The 17,528-nt window shown below is 35.6% G+C and carries 16 protein-coding genes; 7 read left to right on the forward strand and 9 right to left on the reverse strand.

From position 1 onward, the window contains the following. Positions 1 to 100: 100 nt before the first annotated feature. From ACFFU9_RS10545 to ACFFU9_RS10560, 4 genes are read right to left on the reverse strand one after another with little or no spacing between them, the layout of a single operon-like run. Positions 101 to 973, reverse strand: a complete 873-nt coding sequence (locus ACFFU9_RS10545; RefSeq protein WP_379861402.1) for an endonuclease/exonuclease/phosphatase family protein — start codon at positions 971 to 973, stop codon at positions 101 to 103. After that, a complete protein-coding gene (locus tag ACFFU9_RS10550) occupies positions 973 to 1,518 on the reverse strand; it encodes a YciI family protein (RefSeq protein WP_379861403.1) in 546 nt (181 codons plus the stop codon). The genes ACFFU9_RS10545 and ACFFU9_RS10550 overlap by 1 nt, the downstream gene beginning before the upstream one ends. Positions 1,519 to 1,538: 20 nt before the next feature. Continuing rightward, positions 1,539 to 2,015 (reverse strand): CYTH domain-containing protein, encoded by a 477-nt coding sequence (locus ACFFU9_RS10555; RefSeq protein ID WP_379861404.1) that lies wholly within the window; start codon positions 2,013 to 2,015, stop codon positions 1,539 to 1,541. Beyond that, positions 2,015 to 2,668, reverse strand: a complete 654-nt coding sequence (locus ACFFU9_RS10560) for a Rossmann-fold NAD(P)-binding domain-containing protein (RefSeq protein WP_379861405.1) — start codon at positions 2,666 to 2,668, stop codon at positions 2,015 to 2,017. Before ACFFU9_RS10560 ends, ACFFU9_RS10555 begins: the two co-directional genes overlap by 1 nt. 88 nt (positions 2,669 to 2,756) lie before the next feature. Between ACFFU9_RS10560 and dinB the strand changes: the two genes are divergently transcribed. The 3 genes from dinB (at position 2,757) to ACFFU9_RS10575 (ending at position 7,920) form a co-directional block, all read left to right on the forward strand. Continuing rightward, positions 2,757 to 3,854, forward strand: coding sequence for a DNA polymerase IV (gene dinB / locus ACFFU9_RS10565; protein WP_379861406.1), 1,098 nt, complete (start codon positions 2,757 to 2,759; stop codon positions 3,852 to 3,854). 281 nt (positions 3,855 to 4,135) lie between these two features. After that, positions 4,136 to 6,553: a TonB-dependent receptor gene (locus ACFFU9_RS10570; protein WP_379861407.1), complete on the forward strand. Its 2,418-nt coding sequence runs from the start codon at positions 4,136 to 4,138 to the stop codon at positions 6,551 to 6,553. A 26-nt stretch (positions 6,554 to 6,579) separates the two neighbouring features. Continuing rightward, a complete protein-coding gene (locus ACFFU9_RS10575; RefSeq protein ID WP_379861408.1) occupies positions 6,580 to 7,920 on the forward strand; it encodes a hypothetical protein in 1,341 nt (446 codons plus the stop codon). A gap of 217 nt (positions 7,921 to 8,137) precedes the next feature. Here the strand turns inward: ACFFU9_RS10575 and pyk are convergent, their stop codons facing one another. The 5 genes from pyk to ACFFU9_RS10600 all read right to left on the reverse strand — a co-directional run bounded on the left by pyk (position 8,138) and on the right by ACFFU9_RS10600 (position 12,551). Then, on the reverse strand, positions 8,138 to 9,580 hold the full coding sequence (pyk, locus tag ACFFU9_RS10580; protein WP_379861409.1) for a pyruvate kinase: 1,443 nt from the start codon (positions 9,578 to 9,580) through the stop codon (positions 8,138 to 8,140). Then, a complete protein-coding gene (locus ACFFU9_RS10585; RefSeq protein ID WP_379861410.1) occupies positions 9,580 to 10,065 on the reverse strand; it encodes an IPExxxVDY family protein in 486 nt (161 codons plus the stop codon). The genes pyk and ACFFU9_RS10585 overlap by 1 nt, the downstream gene beginning before the upstream one ends. 144 nt (positions 10,066 to 10,209) lie before the next feature. Beyond that, positions 10,210 to 10,953, reverse strand: coding sequence for a ribonuclease III (rnc, locus tag ACFFU9_RS10590; protein ID WP_379861411.1), 744 nt, complete (start codon positions 10,951 to 10,953; stop codon positions 10,210 to 10,212). Positions 10,954 to 11,055: 102 nt separating this feature from the next. Beyond that, positions 11,056 to 12,306 (reverse strand): beta-ketoacyl-ACP synthase II, encoded by a 1,251-nt coding sequence (fabF, locus tag ACFFU9_RS10595; RefSeq protein WP_379861412.1) that lies wholly within the window; start codon positions 12,304 to 12,306, stop codon positions 11,056 to 11,058. Between the two features lie 11 nt (positions 12,307 to 12,317). Continuing rightward, the gene (locus tag ACFFU9_RS10600) at positions 12,318 to 12,551 is read right to left on the reverse strand and encodes an acyl carrier protein (RefSeq protein ID WP_007647141.1); all 234 of its coding nucleotides are present in this window, start codon (positions 12,549 to 12,551) and stop codon (positions 12,318 to 12,320) included. A gap of 270 nt (positions 12,552 to 12,821) precedes the next feature. Here ACFFU9_RS10600 and purN point away from each other — a divergent pair, with 270 nt between their 5' ends. The 4 genes from purN to ACFFU9_RS10620 all read left to right on the forward strand — a co-directional run bounded on the left by purN (position 12,822) and on the right by ACFFU9_RS10620 (position 17,201). Then, positions 12,822 to 13,385 (forward strand): phosphoribosylglycinamide formyltransferase, encoded by a 564-nt coding sequence (purN, locus tag ACFFU9_RS10605; protein ID WP_379861413.1) that lies wholly within the window; start codon positions 12,822 to 12,824, stop codon positions 13,383 to 13,385. Between the two features lie 100 nt (positions 13,386 to 13,485). Then, positions 13,486 to 14,127 carry a ribonuclease H1 domain-containing protein gene (locus ACFFU9_RS10610; RefSeq protein ID WP_379861414.1) on the forward strand — a complete coding sequence of 214 codons (642 nt, stop codon included), beginning with the start codon at positions 13,486 to 13,488 and terminating at the stop codon, positions 14,125 to 14,127. A gap of 110 nt (positions 14,128 to 14,237) precedes the next feature. Continuing rightward, positions 14,238 to 15,164, forward strand: a complete 927-nt coding sequence (locus ACFFU9_RS10615; protein WP_379861415.1) for a PfkB family carbohydrate kinase — start codon at positions 14,238 to 14,240, stop codon at positions 15,162 to 15,164. 138 nt (positions 15,165 to 15,302) lie between these two features. Further along, a complete protein-coding gene (locus ACFFU9_RS10620; RefSeq protein WP_379861416.1) occupies positions 15,303 to 17,201 on the forward strand; it encodes an amidophosphoribosyltransferase in 1,899 nt (632 codons plus the stop codon). The last annotated feature ends 327 nt before the right edge of the window (positions 17,202 to 17,528 follow it).

Consider the following 17,528-nt stretch of genomic DNA (forward strand, 5'->3'; position numbering starts at 1 on the left):
TAAAAAAAACTTAAAGACTATCAAAAAAAGCAAAGAACCCACCTAATTCTTTGCTTTTTTTTATTGTTATTAATCCATTAAGCCTTACTTCTGAAAGTGCCTATTTTCTAATAACAGTTTTTATCATACTGTGATCACTTTTCTTAGTGTTTATTTTTTTAGAAGCAACAACTTCCAAGTCCTTTGACGTCCATATTTGATCGAGGGCAAGAAACGGAAGGCCCCAAAACCAAGTTTCTCTAAAACCATTTCCTTTTGATGAAAAGTAAAACTCATAATCCCTTTTTAATGCTTTTAAAAACAGAGACTCATAAGGCACATTAAAATCTCCTACAATAACCGTATTGTGCTTGTCTTTTTTTATAGAATAAAAAAACTTAAACTCCCATGCCCTTGGAACATCAGAGCTTCCTGTCATATCTAAAGCATAAAAATTAACACCATTAGTCTTAAAATTTATAATTGTAGAACTAAACTTTGACGTTTCCTCGCGTATAATTTCAATTGGTGTTTTTGAAAAAATCCGAAGCTCACTCTCCGATATATAGAAATAAGACTTGGGGTATTTTAATTGTAAAGCCTCAAGGTCATGCTCATTAGATTCTGTTAAAACCATGACATCAGGCCTACTCCCATGTGCTTTAAAAGCTGTTTCAAAACCATGATTTCTACAAGCATTCCAAAACACAATTTCTAAATCTGTTTTTTTAAACGTTTCTGGAAAACTTACACTAAAACTTCGTCCCAACCAGACCAATAGCAATAGACCTGCCAATATTAAATTATATATTCTCCATTTTCCTAAAAAAACAGAAAGCCCTAAAACAATCATAATGATTATAGGTAAAGCAAAAAAATAAAAAAACATGGAAGATTGATAACTACTGTCTTTTATATAAAAATGAAGCGTTAATAAAGTCGCAATGATTACAATATTAATAAGTCGGTATAACGCCCTTATAAGCTTCAACATTATCGCAACGTATAACCTTTTGCTGCCCACCAAGGCCTTACTTCTACTTCTAGCCTTCCTGCTTGCACCATAGGGTCTGCTTTAGCCAAACTATCGGCCATTTTCAAGTTAGGCACGCTATATATGGTAATGCTCTTAATATCGTCTTCTGTAACCAGTGGCCCTGATATATCGGCATAGCCCAATTTATACATTTTGGCAAGATATTGTTGGTGTTCCCTTTGCAGTAATTCCACTTCTTCTTCTATCGTGGAACGAATGGGCCCGTTTTTTAAAAACGCAACATAATATTGTTGCATTAAAATAGTATCTTGGGTATCCTCATCAATATAGTCATAGGTTTTATACCCTTTGGCTTTTAATTCTGCTTTGATCTGTTTTGTTGATTTTTCAATCTTTGTTTCTAAAGCTTTAATAATCGAATCGGATTTGGCATCTATAATCTCCTGCAAATCAGAATCCATGTCCGAATCAGATGTTTTAGATTCATTCTTACAAGAGCTTAAAAATAATAAGATCAGGATTATAAGTAAAGAATTTTTCATGTATCAGTTTTTCAATATTACTACTGCTTCCCCCATACTTTAAAAGGGTGACTACTTAATTGAGAATTATAGAACTTGATTTGGCCGGTAACTTCTGCTCCCAACCATTCTGGTATTTCGAACGTTTCGTTTTCGAAAGCGAGTTCCACTTCTGCCACAACCAATCCTTTATTATCCCCAAAGAAAACATCTATTTCAAAAGTATGGTTTTTTACTTTTACTTCATAACGTTCTTTATCAATAATTGTTGGCTCACAAAGTTTTAAAAGTGCTTCAGCCTCACTTTTTGGTATTTCTTTTTCCCATTCAAATCTGGATAAGCCGTTCTTTGATGATTTTCCTTTAACGGTTAAATACCCTTGATCATCTTTTAATCGCACGCGAACAGTACGCTCTGGATGGGTGTTTAAAAACCCCTGGGATATTCTTATTTTTTTAATTGCTTCCTTTTTAAAAGCATCGGATGTTACCAAAAATTTACGTTCTATTTCTATCATTATCTTCCCAATGTTTTTATAATATCTGATGGGATTCGTTTTAGATTGTAATTATTATTATCCAACCAAATCATGGCATTGGCAATGGTTTCAGGATGAATGGATCTATATTTTTTTAAACGTCCTACCAATAAAGGGTTTACTATTTTCATTACCCAATTCCCAATGGTTTCCATGGTACGGTTTTCTTTTCTATCGCCACTTATCAAAGAAGGTTGGAGCAAATATACATGAGGAATGTTTTGCGCTAAAACCTTTTCCTCCATATCACCTTTAACCGTATTGTAAAAAACAGAACTGTTTGGATCTGCACCTAAAGCCGATATCGCTAAATAACTTGAAATACCATTAAGATTGCACAATTTAGCGGCATCTACAGGGATGCCATAATCGATTTTCTTATATTTATGATGATCGGGTGTTTTCGCTTTGGTAGTACCAATGCAACAAAATACCACATCCCCTACAAAAAGAGATTTATAGTCCTTTAAATGGAAAAGATCGACAAGGTGTTCTTGCAATTTAGGATGTGATACACCACACGTTTTTCTTCCGAAAACCAAGATGTTCCGATAACGGGCATCTGCTAACAGCTTTTCTAAAAGAACCCCTCCAACAAGTCCTGTAGCACCCAAAATAATTGCTGTTTTCATTCCTTTATTTTTAAAACAATTCGCTATCTTTTTATAATTGTTTATAATACCACTATTAGCTTTGATAAAGATATTATAATTTTACCACATGCAAACCGATAAGCTTATACGAAAAATAATCCATGTAGATATGGACGCTTTTTATGCGTCTGTAGAACAATTGGACAACCCCGCACTAAAAGGGAAGCCCATTGCTGTGGGCGGTAGCGGTAAGCGTGGTGTAGTAAGCGCCGCAAGCTATGAGGCTAGAACGTTTGGCGTAAAAAGCGCTATGTCTGGAAGCTTGGCGATTAAATTATGCCCTGAGCTTATTTTCGTGAATACAAATTTTGATAGATATATTGAAATCTCAAAAAAAATTAGAAAAATTTTTTTTGAGTATACCGATTTAGTTGAACCTTTGTCTTTGGATGAAGCCTATTTAGACGTTACTAAAAACAAAAAAGGAAACCCCAGTGCCTCTCTAATCGCTAAAGAAATTAGAGACCGTATTTATAATGAAGTTGGATTAACGGCATCGGCAGGAATTTCCATAAATAAATTTATTGCCAAAGTAGCAAGTGATTACAACAAACCTAACGGACAAAAAACCATAAACCCAGAAGAGGTTACTGCTTTTTTAGAACAGCTGGATATTCGTAAATTTTATGGGGTTGGCAAAGTAACTGCAGAAAAAATGTATCAAAAAGGGATCTTTACGGGTATGGATCTAAAACAGAAATCTATAGCATACTTAGAGGAACACTTTGGAAAATCTGGATCTTACTACTTTGATGTGGTAAGAGGCATTCATAATAGCGAAGTAAAACCTAACCGTATTAGAAAAAGCTTAGCGGCAGAACGTACATTTAGCGAAAACTTATCATCTGAAATCTTTATGCTGGAAAAGCTAGACCAAATTGCAGACGAAGTCTCTCGCAGATTGCTTAAAAACAACGTTGCAGGAAAAACCATTACATTAAAAATAAAATATAGCGATTTTACTTTACAAACACGAAGTAAAACCCTACCCTATTATATTAATGATAAGGATATTATTTTTGAAACGGCCAAAGATTTACTATATCAACAAAAACCAAGTAATTCTGTTCGTTTATTGGGTATTTCATTATCCAATTTAAACACGGAGACCCAAAAAAAAATAATTCAGAAAAGCGTGAGTGTACAACTGAAGTTCGGATTTTAAAACGCCATTTAGAAGCTATTGTGTATAACAATGTGTAAAATTGATATGTATTAACAAAAAAACGTTCCTGTTCGTGTTTTTCTCAAAATACATCATAATTAAAAAAGACACTATTTAGAATTATTAAAAATAGCGTAGGTTTTTTTAAAAAATCCCAATTAAATAACGGCATTACTTTCTATTCCATAAATATTTTAACAACTCATTTTATTTTTAAATAAAACCTCTATATTTATTTGGACTTAGTCTAAATAACATTAATTTTGGCGAAAAATATTAACATGTTTCTAACCAAAAAATATCCAGTTGTCCTTTTGTTTTTATTAAGCATCGCTGTATATAGTCAAAATGGGAGCATTAACGGTAAGGTCGCTTTTGATAATAATGAGCCCGTTTTAGGGGCCTATGTCGCTTTAAAAGGAAAAAATACCGAGCTACAAACCTCTACAGGCATAGATGGAGCCTTTGTTTTTAAAACCATTCCTTACGGGTCTTATACTATAAAACTCTACTCCCTAAACGCCAAACCTAAAACGATAAAAACCATTTTAGAAACTTCTGAAAAATCAGAAAACATCATCTTGGAACTCACAGATTATCAAGATTTAGATGAAGTTTTGGTAAAAACAAAAACCCAGAAACGTATCATTGAGGACAAAGGCTTTGCTGTTAATGTTATCAAAACCAAAGAAGCTAGTTTACGTAACATTCAAACAAATGAATTATTAAATACTACAGCCGGTGTAAAAATTCGGCAAAATGGTGGTTTAGGCTCTGAGGTTAGTTATAGCTTAAATGGCTTATCTGGAAGTGCTGTTAGAATTTTTATCGATGGAATCCCTATCTCTATATACGGTTCTTCATTTAACCTTAACAGTATTCCTCCTTCCATGATTAAACGCATTGAGGTTTACAAAGGAGTTGTCCCAGGGCATTTGGCAGACGATGCTTTAGGAGGTGCCATCAATATTGCATTACATGATGATGCAAAAACGAACTTTAACGCATCTTTTTCTTACGGCTCATTTAACACCATCCAAACCAACCTCAATGGTTTATATCGTTTTGATAAATCTGGTTTTACTGTAAAGGCATCCCTTTTTAATAATTATTCTGATAATGATTATAAGGTTTCGGGCAGAAGTGTTTTAGTTACTGGCTTAGGAGGCGTGCAAACTCCAATTACCGCTAGAAGGTTTAACGATGCGTATAGATCTACAGGTGGCATGCTGCAAGTAGGTTTTACGGATGTAAAATGGGCCGATCAATTTTTTGTAGGTTTTACAGGTTCTGATGATTATAAAGAAGTGCAACATGGTGCTTTTATGACGATTATTCCTTATAAAGATAGGTTTTTAGAATCAGATGCCATGCTAGCAAGCCTTACCTATCAAAAGGAAAATCTTTTTACCAAAGGATTGGATTTAAATATGCATGGTCTGTACGGCAAAAGAAACCGTGCAGTAAATGATACCGTTGCCTGGGCGTATAGTTGGACTGGAGAAAAAGCTATTGATTTTAGAGGAAATGAGTATAAATATTCATGGGGCTCTCAACAAGAAGGAGGCCCTACCTTAGCGAAAATCAATAGAAAGGTAGCGTCTATTAGAACAGGCTTATCTTACACTATTAACAGCCACCATAAGTTTTTATTAAACCATGTTTATAACGGCATTGACCGGGAAGATAGCGATGCTTTAAAACCTGTCTTGGAAAACACATTTAAAGGGACAAGGGATTTATATAAAAACATATATTCTTTAAGCTACGAATTAACTGCTTTTGAAAACCAACTAAAAGTTAGTCTGTTTGGAAAACATTACCAACAAAAAACGATAAGTATCGATCCCGCAATAGAAACAGACTCTAATGGAAAAAACATTATAATAAACGAAACCATAAGTAGCAATAAAAAGTATGAAGGCTATGGGTTTGCTGCTTCTTATGCAATAATTCCAAACATCACCTTGTTAACCTCGGCAGAAAAAGCCATTCGTTTACCCAATGAAACTGAAGTCTTTGGAAATGATGGTGATAATGTTGTAGCTAATCCAACCATTAGACCAGAGCTTAGCAACAACTATAATTTCGGTTTTAGATTTGGATCATTTAAAATTAAAGAACATGATTTTACAGTTTCAACCAATCTTTTTTCACGAAACATTAAAGACAGAATTGGATTGCCTATTGAAACATCACTAAATATAGATAATGAATTAATACTTTATGTAAATCAAGGCAGTGGAACCTCTAGAGGAATAGATGCGCAATTAAACTACACTTATAATAATAATTTTGCATTCAACTTTAATGTGTCTCGTTTCGATTTAAAAATTGAAAACAGAGGAATAGAAATTGATGTTCCCAATACACCTTTTTTCACCATGAATGGTAGTTTACGCTATTCGTTTAAAGATCTAATTCAAAAAAATACACGATTAAATCTTTTTTACACCATGTACTTTACCGATGAGTTTTCGTACTTAACATCGCAAGGCGCAAACACTATTGGTGACGATTTTTTTAAAGTGCCCCAACAACTATCACAAGATATCGGACTTAGCTATACCTTCCCTAGTAATAAGCTTGTAATGAGTTTTGATGTCAAAAATATATTTGATAAGCCTATATACGATAACTTATCTGTACAAAAACCGGGAAGAGCTTTTTACTTAAAGCTAAATTACAAACTTAAATAATTTTTAACCTTTTAATAAAATCAAAAATGAAACGTAACTTTTTAAATTTAAAATTCTTAACATTAGCAATACTAACTACAGCGCTAATAACGTCTTGTAGTAGCGACGACAGTAGTCAAATTGTGGATCCAGACCCAACAGAAGGCTCAAGATGGATTACATTAGCAGCGGCTAAAATGGGAGAAAATCCAGGCGATGGTAACGGAGGCACATTACTTTATGCAGTAAGCATTGAAGATGCTAAAGATCCTACAAAATCCATTGCTCCTTTTGATAATGGTTTTATCGCACCTTCAAATAGAACGGCTAGATTACAATCTTCTGAAGATGGCAGCACTATATTTAATATTAGTTACGCAGGAGACACCGGTGGAAACTATTCTAAATACACAGTAAATGGAGGACAAAATTTTACAAAAACAGGATCAGAGGTAAGTATTGTCCAATATGTAGGAACTGCTCCAAGATGGGTTAAGTTATTTGATGGAGATAAAACCGGAGCTGCCGTATATGTATCAACAGAACATGAAACTGATGCAACAGACGATACTTATATACGTACAAATGCTAAAATAGGTGTGGTTACTTTAGACTTGGTAAATTCTAAAATAAATGAATTTGAAGAACATAGTATTCCTTTAAGTGATGAAGAAGAAGCCAACGGTTATTATTTTTCTAGAATTGATATGCCTGTTTTAAATGCTGCGGGAGATAAATTATATATTGGAGGTCGTTTAAGTAAGGTTGATCCTACTACTACAGAAAGTGAAAGTGATTATGAAATATTAGGGTCTAAAACAATTGTATTAGATTACCCTTCTTTATCAAATCCAACAGTAATTACATCAACTGTAGGGCACGGTAATACTAACGGATACCGAAGCATTAATGCTTTCGAATACAACGGAAGTGTTTATCAAGCAAATCAAAACGACCCAAACGGTTCTCATATTTTAAAAATTGGTGCAGACAACAAATATGATAACACTTACAAGTTTAACTTAAGCGATGCTTTAGGCGTAGAGGATGCTTATATTCTTGCTTGGAGACCGGCAGCAAACGGGAAAGCTGTAATCGCATATCGTCATGCAGGATCCGTAGAAGGTGTCGCTGGTGCACAAGGCTTTTTTGCTCTTGCAGACTTAAACACTAAAACAGCTCAAAAACTGGAAACCATTCCTTATGATCCAGATTTCTACTTATTCCAATACCAAGGATTTGTTGTTGATGGTACAGAAATATACGTAACCCAAGCCCCTGTTGGGAAAAACGGAAACATTTACGTTGTTGAAACAGAAACAGGAGAAGTAACCAAAGGTGCTGAATTAGTAAACGTAGCAGGAAGCCACTTTATTGGTACTTTCTAATAAGAGATAGAGATATCATATCTAAAAAACAAAGATAAGGCGGGTTTAAAATCCGCCTTATCTATTTAAACTTAGTCTATTGCCTGAGTATAAAAACTAAAAAAAGCAGGCATTAAATTAAATGCCTGCTTTTTTAGTTTTATAAGTTCCAAATGGAACCTTTATCTCATTCAATCTTAATACCCTTTAATCAAAAATAAAGGGATTAAATATGATGCTATAAACTACATGATGTTATTTCTGAAACCCGTAAGGTATTAACCATCCCTTTATCTTTTATTGGCATAGCAGCCAAACTGATTAACATATCGCCAACTTCTAAATAGCCTTGTTTACAAGCAATGGCATTTACATCTTCAATTGTTTCATCTGTGCTTACAAACTTATCGTAGTAAAACGCTTTTACGCCCCAAAGCAGACTTAACTGTGTCAATATACGCCTGTTAGAAGTGAATACTAAAATATGTGAAGAGGGTCTCCAAGCCGATATTTGAAATGCCGTATAACCACTATTAGTTAAAGTAGAAATAGCTTTTGCATTAATTTCATTTGCCATATTAGCGGCATGATAACAGATCGCTTTTGTAATATATCGGTTGGTACGGATATGAGGTGGCAATTGTGGTACTTTTATAAGCGGAGAATCCTCTACGTTTCTTAAAATATTTGCCATTTGTTTAATTACTTGAACTGGGTAAGCTCCAACAGAAGTTTCTCCCGAAAGCATTACAGCATCTGCACCATCCATTACAGAGTTGGCAACATCATTAACCTCTGCTCTTGTAGGTGTTAAACTATCGATCATGGTTTCCATCATCTGCGTAGCAATAATCACCGGAATTCTAGCTTTTTTAGCTCTTAACACCAATCTTTTCTGAATAAGAGGTACTTCTTCCGCAGGTACTTCTACACCTAAATCTCCTCGCGCAACCATCAAACCATCACAATATGCCACGATTTTATCAATGTTTTCTACAGCCTCTGGTTTTTCAATCTTGGCAATAATCGGAATTTTATGGGCACTATGTTTATTGATCAAATCGCGAAGCTGAATTAAATCTTCAGCATGGCGTACAAACGATAAAGCAAACCAATCTACATCTTGGCCTATAGCAAAAATAGCATCTTCAATATCCTTTTCTGTAAGTGCAGGTTGTGATATATCGGTATTAGGAAGGTTTACTCCTTTCTTAGACTTTAAAGGCCCGCCTTGAACAACAAGCGCTTTAACTTCATCTATTTTGTTAGACGATATAACCTCAAAGTGTAACTTACCATCGTCTAGAAGAATACGCTCTCCAGGTTTCGCATCCAGAGGAAACCTTTCATAGGTCATATAAACGCGTTCCTTTGTCCCGACAAAACGGGTCCCGGTCGCAAATATAATTTCATCCCCAGGCTCAACAAACACATCGTCTTGCATAGTTCCAACACGAAGTTTTGGGCCTTGTAAATCCGCTAAAATAGCTGCAGTAAACCCAAACTCCTCATTAAGATCACGTATCATTTTTATACGCTCTGCAACATCTTTATAATCGGCATGAGAAAAATTGATTCTAAATACATCGGTACCTGCTTCAAGCATTCCCTTTAGAACTTCCTTTGTACTAGTAGCAGGTCCTAATGTTGCTACTATTTTTGTTTTTTTTGTTATTGACATTAGTTAAAAATTAAATTGTCTTTTGATTTTAATTGACTTGCATCAATGCTATACGCTGTTGTTATTTGAGAACTATCTAGTATCGTTTTCAACAGTTGTTTTTCTTCGGTAAACTCCAACGGGCTGTCTATTTTTAGAAAATAATTTACACTTTTATTTTCAGGTATTAAATAGCTCGTTTGCGATATCTGCTCGGCTGTTTCAAATAAAGACCCCATAGCCGTTTCGCTAAGTATTTTATTTTTTGAGGTATTGGACACCAAGCTCCAAGTAATAAGCTGCTTACAATCTTCCCATTCAAAAATAGCATAGGTGGATTTATCGTTAAAATAATCGAGATCTTTTGATCTTCTTTTTAAGCTTATTTTTAAATTTTTATTTAATAGATATGCTAGACGATAGTCTTCTAGTGAACAATGAATCGCAATCAATGTACAAGGGACTTCATCAAAAACATCATCTAGAATAAGTTTGTGTATAGCCATAACTTACATTAAACAAAGATGTAAAGGTAATATTAAAAATACATAGTTCTCCTAAGATTGTATTAATCTTGAAACAAATCATAACGAAAACGTTATAGTGTTACCGGATAACAGGTAGATTTCAAGCGCTTGTAAGAAGTGCTTTTAAATAAATTTAGATATCTTATTTTGAAACACAAAAAAGGCTCGTTTTGATGCCTTTTCTTCAGCTTTCTTTTTTGAAGTAGCCCTAGCTTTTGCTATTATCTTATTATCGATGGATAATTTTACCGAAAAATGCCGAACATCGTCATTTCCGGTATCCTCATAGACGTGGTAATCGAACGTTTTCTTTTCTTTTTGGCACCATTCAATTAAAAGGCTTTTATAACTGATTACCTTGCCCTCTAAAGTCTCTATATCTACATACGGAATGATAACGCGCTTATAAATAAACTTTTCGCAATGCTTATAACCTCTATCTAAGAAGATAGCCCCTACCAAAGCCTCAAAAAGATTCCCATAGATATTGTCTCCAAATTGACCAGAAGGGATTTTACTTTTTACAAGTTCTAAAAGCCCCAACTCTTTACCCAAATCATTTAAGTGCTCTCTACTTACAATTTTAGAGCGCATTTTGGTAAGATACCCTTCATCCCCACTTGGAACTTCTTGGTATAAATGCGACGCTATAACAGCACTTAACATGGCATCACCTAGAAACTCTAAGCGCTCATAATTAATAGCATTACCATCACTATCCTTAATATTCATGGAGCGATGGGTAAATGCTTTCTGATAAATCTTTATATTTTTAGGCTTGTGATCTAAAATTCGAGATAATTCCATAAAAAAATTCCCGTTCTCTTTAAAACGGGAATTAAATATGTTACGAATGCTGTATTTCATCTGATGATCAGTTGTTTTATTCCAAAGTCAGGTATAACAAATCAACTTTCACTTTTTTTAAAAGCTCAATATATTATATAAGACTTATGAGTCATTCGCATTTTAACTTATTTTCTTAAACACGACACAAGCGTTATGACCGCCAAATCCAAAAGTATTGCTCATCGCTACATTCACCTCTCTTTTTTGGGCCTTATTTAGAGTTAAATTTAACTCTGGATCGATATTCTCATCTACAGTAGTATGATTTATCGTTGGCGGCACAATACTGTGCTCCATAGCCAAAATAACCGAAATAGCTTCAATAGCTCCAGCAGCACCCAATAAATGGCCTGTCATGGATTTCGTTGAATTAATATTTATTTTCTTAGCATGATCACCAAATACATTAGAAATGGCTTTTAGTTCTGCTACATCACCAAGTGGTGTAGAAGTTCCATGTGTGTTAATATGGTCGATATCCTCTGGTTTAAGACCGGCGTTCTCTAAGCAATTTTTCATAACTTGAATCACCCCTAATCCTTCTGGGTGAGGCGCTGTCATATGATATGCATCTGAAGACAAACCACCTCCAGCTACTTCTGCATAAATTTTGGCACCCCTTGCTTTCGCATGTTCGTATTCTTCCAGTATCAATGCTCCTGCTCCTTCCCCTAAAACAAAACCATCTCTGGTAGCATCAAAGGGACGTGAAGCTGTTTCTGCACTTTCATTTCTGGTAGATAGCGCATGCATCGCATTAAATCCGCCCATTCCAGCAATGGTTACCGCAGCCTCGCTCCCACCTGTCACCACGACATCACAATGCCCCAAACGAATTGAGTTTAGAGCATCAAACATGGCGTTGGCCGAAGATGCACAAGCAGAAACCGTTGTATAGTTCGGTCCCATAAATCCATATTTAATGGATATATTACCAGGTGCAATGTCAGCAATCATTTTAGGAATAAAAAACGGATTGAACCTTGGTGTACCATCCCCGCCAGCAAAGTTTAAAACTTCCTGCTGAAATGTTTCCAGACCTCCAATTCCGGCGCCCCAAATAACACCAACACGTAATTTATTGATCCCTTCTAAATCTAATTTAGCATCGGCAATGGCTTCATCTGCAGCCACCATAGCATATTGCGTAAATTTATCCATTCTGCCTGCCAGCTTTCTGTCTATAAAGTCAGTGGCTGTAAAGTTTTTCAACTCACAGGCAAATTTGGTCTTAAATTTTTCGGTATCAAAATAGGTTATAGGCGCAGCACCGCTCTTACCACTAATCAGACCTTCCCAAAACTCATCTTTGGTATTGCCAATTGGTGTTAAAGCCCCTAATCCTGTGACTACAACTCGCTTTAATTCCATGAATTTTATTCTTATTTTGCAGCTTCTATGTATGATATAGCTTGACCTACTGTTGCAATGTTTTCAGCTTGGTCGTCTGGAATCTGGATATCGAATTCTTTTTCGAATTCCATGATCAATTCTACCGTATCTAATGAGTCCGCTCCTAAATCGTTTGTGAAGCTCGCTTCAGTTACAACTTCGTTTTCATCTACTCCTAGTTTGTCTACGATAATCGCTTTTACTCTTGATGCAATGTCTGACATAATCTTTAATTTTAAGTTTTAATTAGTTGGCAAAAATAAAAAACTTTATTTTATAAAACACCTTTATAATAAAAATGTGCTGGTAATTTACTAAAATTACTTTTAAGTAATTAATTTTGTACCCTAATTGTTAATAATATTACTTTTTTAAATTTGAACAAAACTAACACTATTGTTGATAAAATGAAATGTGTTTTGACGAAATTATTAACATTACAGGATTTAATGCATAAATCCACAGGACATTAATATAAAAACATAAACTTCGAAATGAAACGAATAGTAATTTTTGCGTCCGGAAGCGGATCGAATGCCGAAAATCTAATTAAGTTTTTCCAAGATAGCAAAAAGGCTTCTGTTACTCAAGTCCTCACCAATAACCCTACCGCAAAAGTAATTGACAGATGCAACACATTAGGAGTGAGCTGCCTTTCGTTTAACAGAACCGCTTTAATTAAAACAGACGATGTTCTAAATATTTTGAAGGCCTCTCATCCCGACCTCATAGTTTTGGCCGGCTTCTTATGGAAGTTCCCAGACAAAATCTTAGAGGCGTTTCCCGATCGCGTTATTAACATACATCCCGCGCTGTTGCCTAAATTTGGCGGAAAAGGCATGTACGGCATGCATGTTCACGAGTCTGTTGTCGCCAATAAAGAAACAAAAACGGGCATTACGATTCATTATGTAAACGAAAATTACGACGAAGGCGCCATTATATTTCAAGCAAGCTGCCCTGTTTCATCAAAAGATACCCCAAAATCTGTCGCAAATAAAATCCATAAGTTAGAAATGGAACATTTCCCTAAAATAGTTGCAGAACTTATTAAGTAAAATGCCATTGATGCTTAATCGGTATTAAGGCTGTCGTTTTATTCCATTTTAAGGCATCCGAATGTTATCATGATATTCCGGTCGTTTCAAGAACAAACTCATGAGTAAAAAGAAAAAAAAATATTACACCGTCTGGAAAGGGCACAAAACAGGGGTCTTTGAGTCGTGGAAGGACTGTAAAGCACAAATAAACAACTTTGATGGGGCGCAATACAAATCGTTTGAAACTTTAGATGCCGCTAAAACAGCACTATCCAACAGTTATTTTAATTATATTGGAAAAAGCAAAGGCTTTACCAGTGCACTATCTGCGGAGCAATTAAAAAAAATAGGACAGCCCAACTACAATTCTATTTCGGTTGATGCTGCTTCCAGCGGAAACCCAGGCATCATGGAATACAGGGGCGTAGACACTAAAACAAAAAAGCAACTCTTTATACAAGGCCCCTTTGAACAAGGCACCAATAATATAGGTGAATTTCTTGCCCTTGTACACGGTTTGGCCCTACTCAAAAAAAAAGACAGCAATCGAATTCTTTATACAGATTCCAGAACCGCTATAAGTTGGGTTAAAAAGAAAACCTGTAACACGAAACTCCCAAGAAACGAGAAAAACAAAGCGCTTTTCGAACTGGTAGATAGAGCCGTTGATTGGTTAAAACAAAACTCATACAAAACCACCATCGTTAAATGGGAAACTAAAGCTTGGGGTGAAATCCCAGCAGATTTCGGGAGAAAATAAACAGGTTTCAAGGGCTATTCGGACTTGTAAAGCTATGCCATATTCATGAAAATATTCTTGGGTTGGAAACTAAAAGCCGTATCTTTGCGCAAAATTATCATCCCTCGTTTATGAGCAAACTAGTAATTGTTGGCACCGTAGCTTTTGATGCTATCGAGACGCCTTTTGGAAAAACAGATAAAATTCTTGGTGGCGCAGCAACCTATATTGGTTTGTCTGCATCACAATTTAACGCAGATGCCGTTATAGTATCCGTAGTTGGCGGCGATTTTCCACAAGAACACCTGGATTTATTATCCCATAAAAACATCGACATTTCGGGTATAGAAATTGTAAAAGAAGGAAAAACATTTTTCTGGAAAGGCAAATACCGTAACGACATGAATTCGCGTGACACCTTGGCCACAGAGCTTAATGTATTGGCCGATTTCCAACCTGTAGTTCCCGAAAATTACAAAGATGCAGATATTGTTATGTTAGGAAACCTACATCCGCTCGTCCAAATGAGTGTGATAGAACAAATGGACACCAAGCCTAGATTGGTTATTTTAGACACCATGAATTTCTGGATGGACTGCGCGCTCGATGAGTTGCATAAGGTTATTAGAAAAGTGGACGTCATTACTATAAACGATGAAGAGGCTCGACAGCTAACCGGAGAATACTCTTTAGTTGTTGCCGCTAATAAGATCCAACAAATGGGACCAAAATACGTTGTGATTAAAAAAGGAGAGCACGGCGCCCTATTGTTCCATAAAGACGACGTTTTTTATGCTCCAGCATTGCCTTTGAAAGAAGTATTCGACCCTACTGGTGCGGGAGACACATTTGCGGGAGGTTTTGCAGGTTATCTTGCAAAAACTAAAGATTTCTCTTTTGAAAACATGAAAAATGCGGTTATTTACGGCTCCACATTAGCGTCTTTTTGTGTTGAGAAATTTGGCACAGAGCGCATGGAAACACTAAAAGGCAGCGAGGTACATAAACGCTTGTTACAATTTAAACAATTAACACAATTCGAAATAAAATTAACATAGTACAACGCGCTCTAAAATAGAGTGCGTTTTTATTTAAGCAACTTTATAGATTTTATCCGTTATGTTTTGATAAAACCTATAAGCCCTTTTAGTAAGAAGCAGTAATCTAGAATTTAACAAAAACACTATTATCTATATATGAGTGATGCCTTAAAACACGAATGCGGAATAGCACTTATAAGACTTTTAAAGCCTTTAGAATTCTATAAGGAAAAATATGGCAGCGCCTTTTACGGCGTAAACAAAATGTATTTAATGATGGAAAAGCAGCACAATCGTGGTCAAGATGGTGCGGGCTTTGCCAGTATTAAATTAGACACTAAGCCTGGTGAGCGATACATAAGCAGAGTGCGTTCTATTGCCCAACAGCCCATTCAGGACATTTTCGCTCAAATAAACGACCGAATCAATAAAGAGTTTGTCGCCCATCCAGAATATGCGAATGATATCGCCGCACAAAAAAAGAACATCCCCTATATCGGCGAAGTGCTACTGGGCCATGTTCGCTACGGTACTTTTGGGAAAAACAGTGTAGAAAGCGTTCATCCCTTCTTAAGACAGAACAACTGGATGCACCGGAATTTAATTATGGCAGGAAACTTTAACATGACCAATGTTAAAGAATTATTCAGCAACCTTATCGAGTTGGGGCAACATCCTAAAGAATATACCGATACGGTTACTATAATGGAAAAAATCGGTCACTTTCTAGATGACGACGTAAGTAGGATATATAAAGACCTTAAAAAAGAAGGCTACAGTAAACAAGACGCTTCTCCACTTATAGCAGAGCGCCTTAAAGTCGCTAAAATTTTAAGACGTGCTGCAAAAAACTGGGATGGTGGCTACGCGATGGCTGGACTTATAGGGCATGGCGATTCCTTTGTTTTAAGAGATCCCGCTGGTATTAGACCCACTTATTACTACCAAGATGATGAAATTGTTGTGGTAGCATCAGAACGCCCGGTTATCCAAACTGTTTTCAATGTCAACTTTGATAGTGTGAAAGAATTAGATCCCGGACATGCCCTTATCATCAAAAAATCTGGAGATGTTAGGATAAAAAAAATATTAGAACCTTTGGAACGGAAATCCTGTTCTTTTGAGCGTATTTATTTTTCTCGTGGAAGTGATGCCGAAATTTATCAAGAACGAAAAAAACTTGGCAAACTTTTAATGCCCAAGGTTCTTGAAGCTATAGATAACGACACTAAAAACACCGTGTTTTCCTATATTCCAAATACTGCTGAAACCTCATTTTTCGGAATGATCGAAACAGCAGAAGACTATATAAACAAAAAGAAAACAAACGCTATTTTAAGTGGTGGACGCTCAATATCTGCCGAAAAGGTGACAGAAATCTTAGCGGAACGGCCAAGAATTGAAAAAATCGCTATTAAAGATGTAAAACTAAGAACCTTCATTACCGAAGATAGCAGTAGAGACGACTTGGTCGCCCACGTATACGATGTTACATACGGCGTTATAAAAACCACTGATAATCTGGTAATTATAGACGATAGTATTGTAAGAGGGACTACATTGAAAAAGAGCATCTTAAAAATGCTGGACCGTTTAAACCCTAAAAAAATAATCGTAGTATCTTCTGCTCCGCAAATTAGATACCCCGATTGTTATGGTATCGACATGGCAAAACTAGAAGGCCTTGTGGCCTTTAAGGCAGCCTTAGAGCTATTAAAAGACGCTAATACATACCATATTGTAGAAGAGGTTTACCATAAATGTGTAGAGCAAACAAATTTAGATGATAAACACGTTCAAAATTTTGTAAAGGAAATTTATGCCCCTTTTACAGACGAACAAATATCAGATAAAATCGCAGAGATTTTAAGTCATGAAAGCATTAATGCAGAAGTGAAAATTATTTTCCAATCGGTTGAAAATTTACATAAAGCCATTCCAAAACATTTGGGAGATTGGTACTTTACAGGAAACTACCCAACGGTAGGAGGAAATAGAGTTGTAAACAGAGCTTTTATAAACTTTTTTGAAGGCAACAATGAACGCGCTTATTAAGCCTGAAACTTATGAATTTTATACCCCTAAACCATAAAAATCACACTTTATCTAAAAAAACTGCACTTTATCTAATAAATGATGAGGTTCTGTAAAATACAATTACATTGGCTTCACCATAACATAAGTAGGTTAAGTTCATGGTAGATTTGGGGCAAAAAAAGGTGAACAGCAATGTTCGCCTTTTTTTATGGGCTTAAGTTTAAAACAACACATCCTTTATTTGGATCAAGTCATAAAGTTGTGGGATTTTAAGATTATGCATAAATTGTTGTAAGTCTATATAGGAAGAACTCTACGTTTCTAACCCCTCTGAACTGCGCTCTA

Source organism: Mariniflexile ostreae (assembly GCF_042427585.1).
Taxonomy (GTDB): domain Bacteria; phylum Bacteroidota; class Bacteroidia; order Flavobacteriales; family Flavobacteriaceae; genus Pseudalgibacter; species Pseudalgibacter ostreae.

Bases quoted from the DNA above. Each gene is read 5' to 3' on its own strand.
- ACFFU9_RS10555 (WP_379861404.1), bottom strand. From the start codon at position 2,015: ATGATAGAAATAGAACGTAAATTTTTGGTAACATCCGATGCTTTTAAA.
- dinB (WP_379861406.1), top strand. From the start codon at position 2,757: ATGCAAACCGATAAGCTTATACGAAAAATAATCCATGTAGATATGGAC.
- ACFFU9_RS10585 (WP_379861410.1), bottom strand. From the start codon at position 10,065: ATGGCTATACACAAACTTATTCTAGATGATGTTTTTGATGAAGTCCCT.
- ACFFU9_RS10600 (WP_007647141.1), bottom strand. From the start codon at position 12,551: ATGTCAGACATTGCATCAAGAGTAAAAGCGATTATCGTAGACAAACTA.
- ACFFU9_RS10620 (WP_379861416.1), top strand. From the start codon at position 15,303: ATGAGTGATGCCTTAAAACACGAATGCGGAATAGCACTTATAAGACTT.
- ACFFU9_RS10570 (WP_379861407.1), top strand. From the start codon at position 4,136: ATGTTTCTAACCAAAAAATATCCAGTTGTCCTTTTGTTTTTATTAAGC.
- ACFFU9_RS10560 (WP_379861405.1), bottom strand. From the start codon at position 2,668: ATGAAAACAGCAATTATTTTGGGTGCTACAGGACTTGTTGGAGGGGTT.
- ACFFU9_RS10545 (WP_379861402.1), bottom strand. From the start codon at position 973: ATGTTGAAGCTTATAAGGGCGTTATACCGACTTATTAATATTGTAATC.
- ACFFU9_RS10610 (WP_379861414.1), top strand. From the start codon at position 13,486: ATGAGTAAAAAGAAAAAAAAATATTACACCGTCTGGAAAGGGCACAAA.
- ACFFU9_RS10550 (WP_379861403.1), bottom strand. From the start codon at position 1,518: ATGAAAAATTCTTTACTTATAATCCTGATCTTATTATTTTTAAGCTCT.
- fabF (WP_379861412.1), bottom strand. From the start codon at position 12,306: ATGGAATTAAAGCGAGTTGTAGTCACAGGATTAGGGGCTTTAACACCA.
- purN (WP_379861413.1), top strand. From the start codon at position 12,822: ATGAAACGAATAGTAATTTTTGCGTCCGGAAGCGGATCGAATGCCGAA.
- rnc (WP_379861411.1), bottom strand. From the start codon at position 10,953: ATGAAATACAGCATTCGTAACATATTTAATTCCCGTTTTAAAGAGAAC.
- ACFFU9_RS10575 (WP_379861408.1), top strand. From the start codon at position 6,580: ATGAAACGTAACTTTTTAAATTTAAAATTCTTAACATTAGCAATACTA.
- ACFFU9_RS10615 (WP_379861415.1), top strand. From the start codon at position 14,238: ATGAGCAAACTAGTAATTGTTGGCACCGTAGCTTTTGATGCTATCGAG.
- pyk (WP_379861409.1), bottom strand. From the start codon at position 9,580: ATGTCAATAACAAAAAAAACAAAAATAGTAGCAACATTAGGACCTGCT.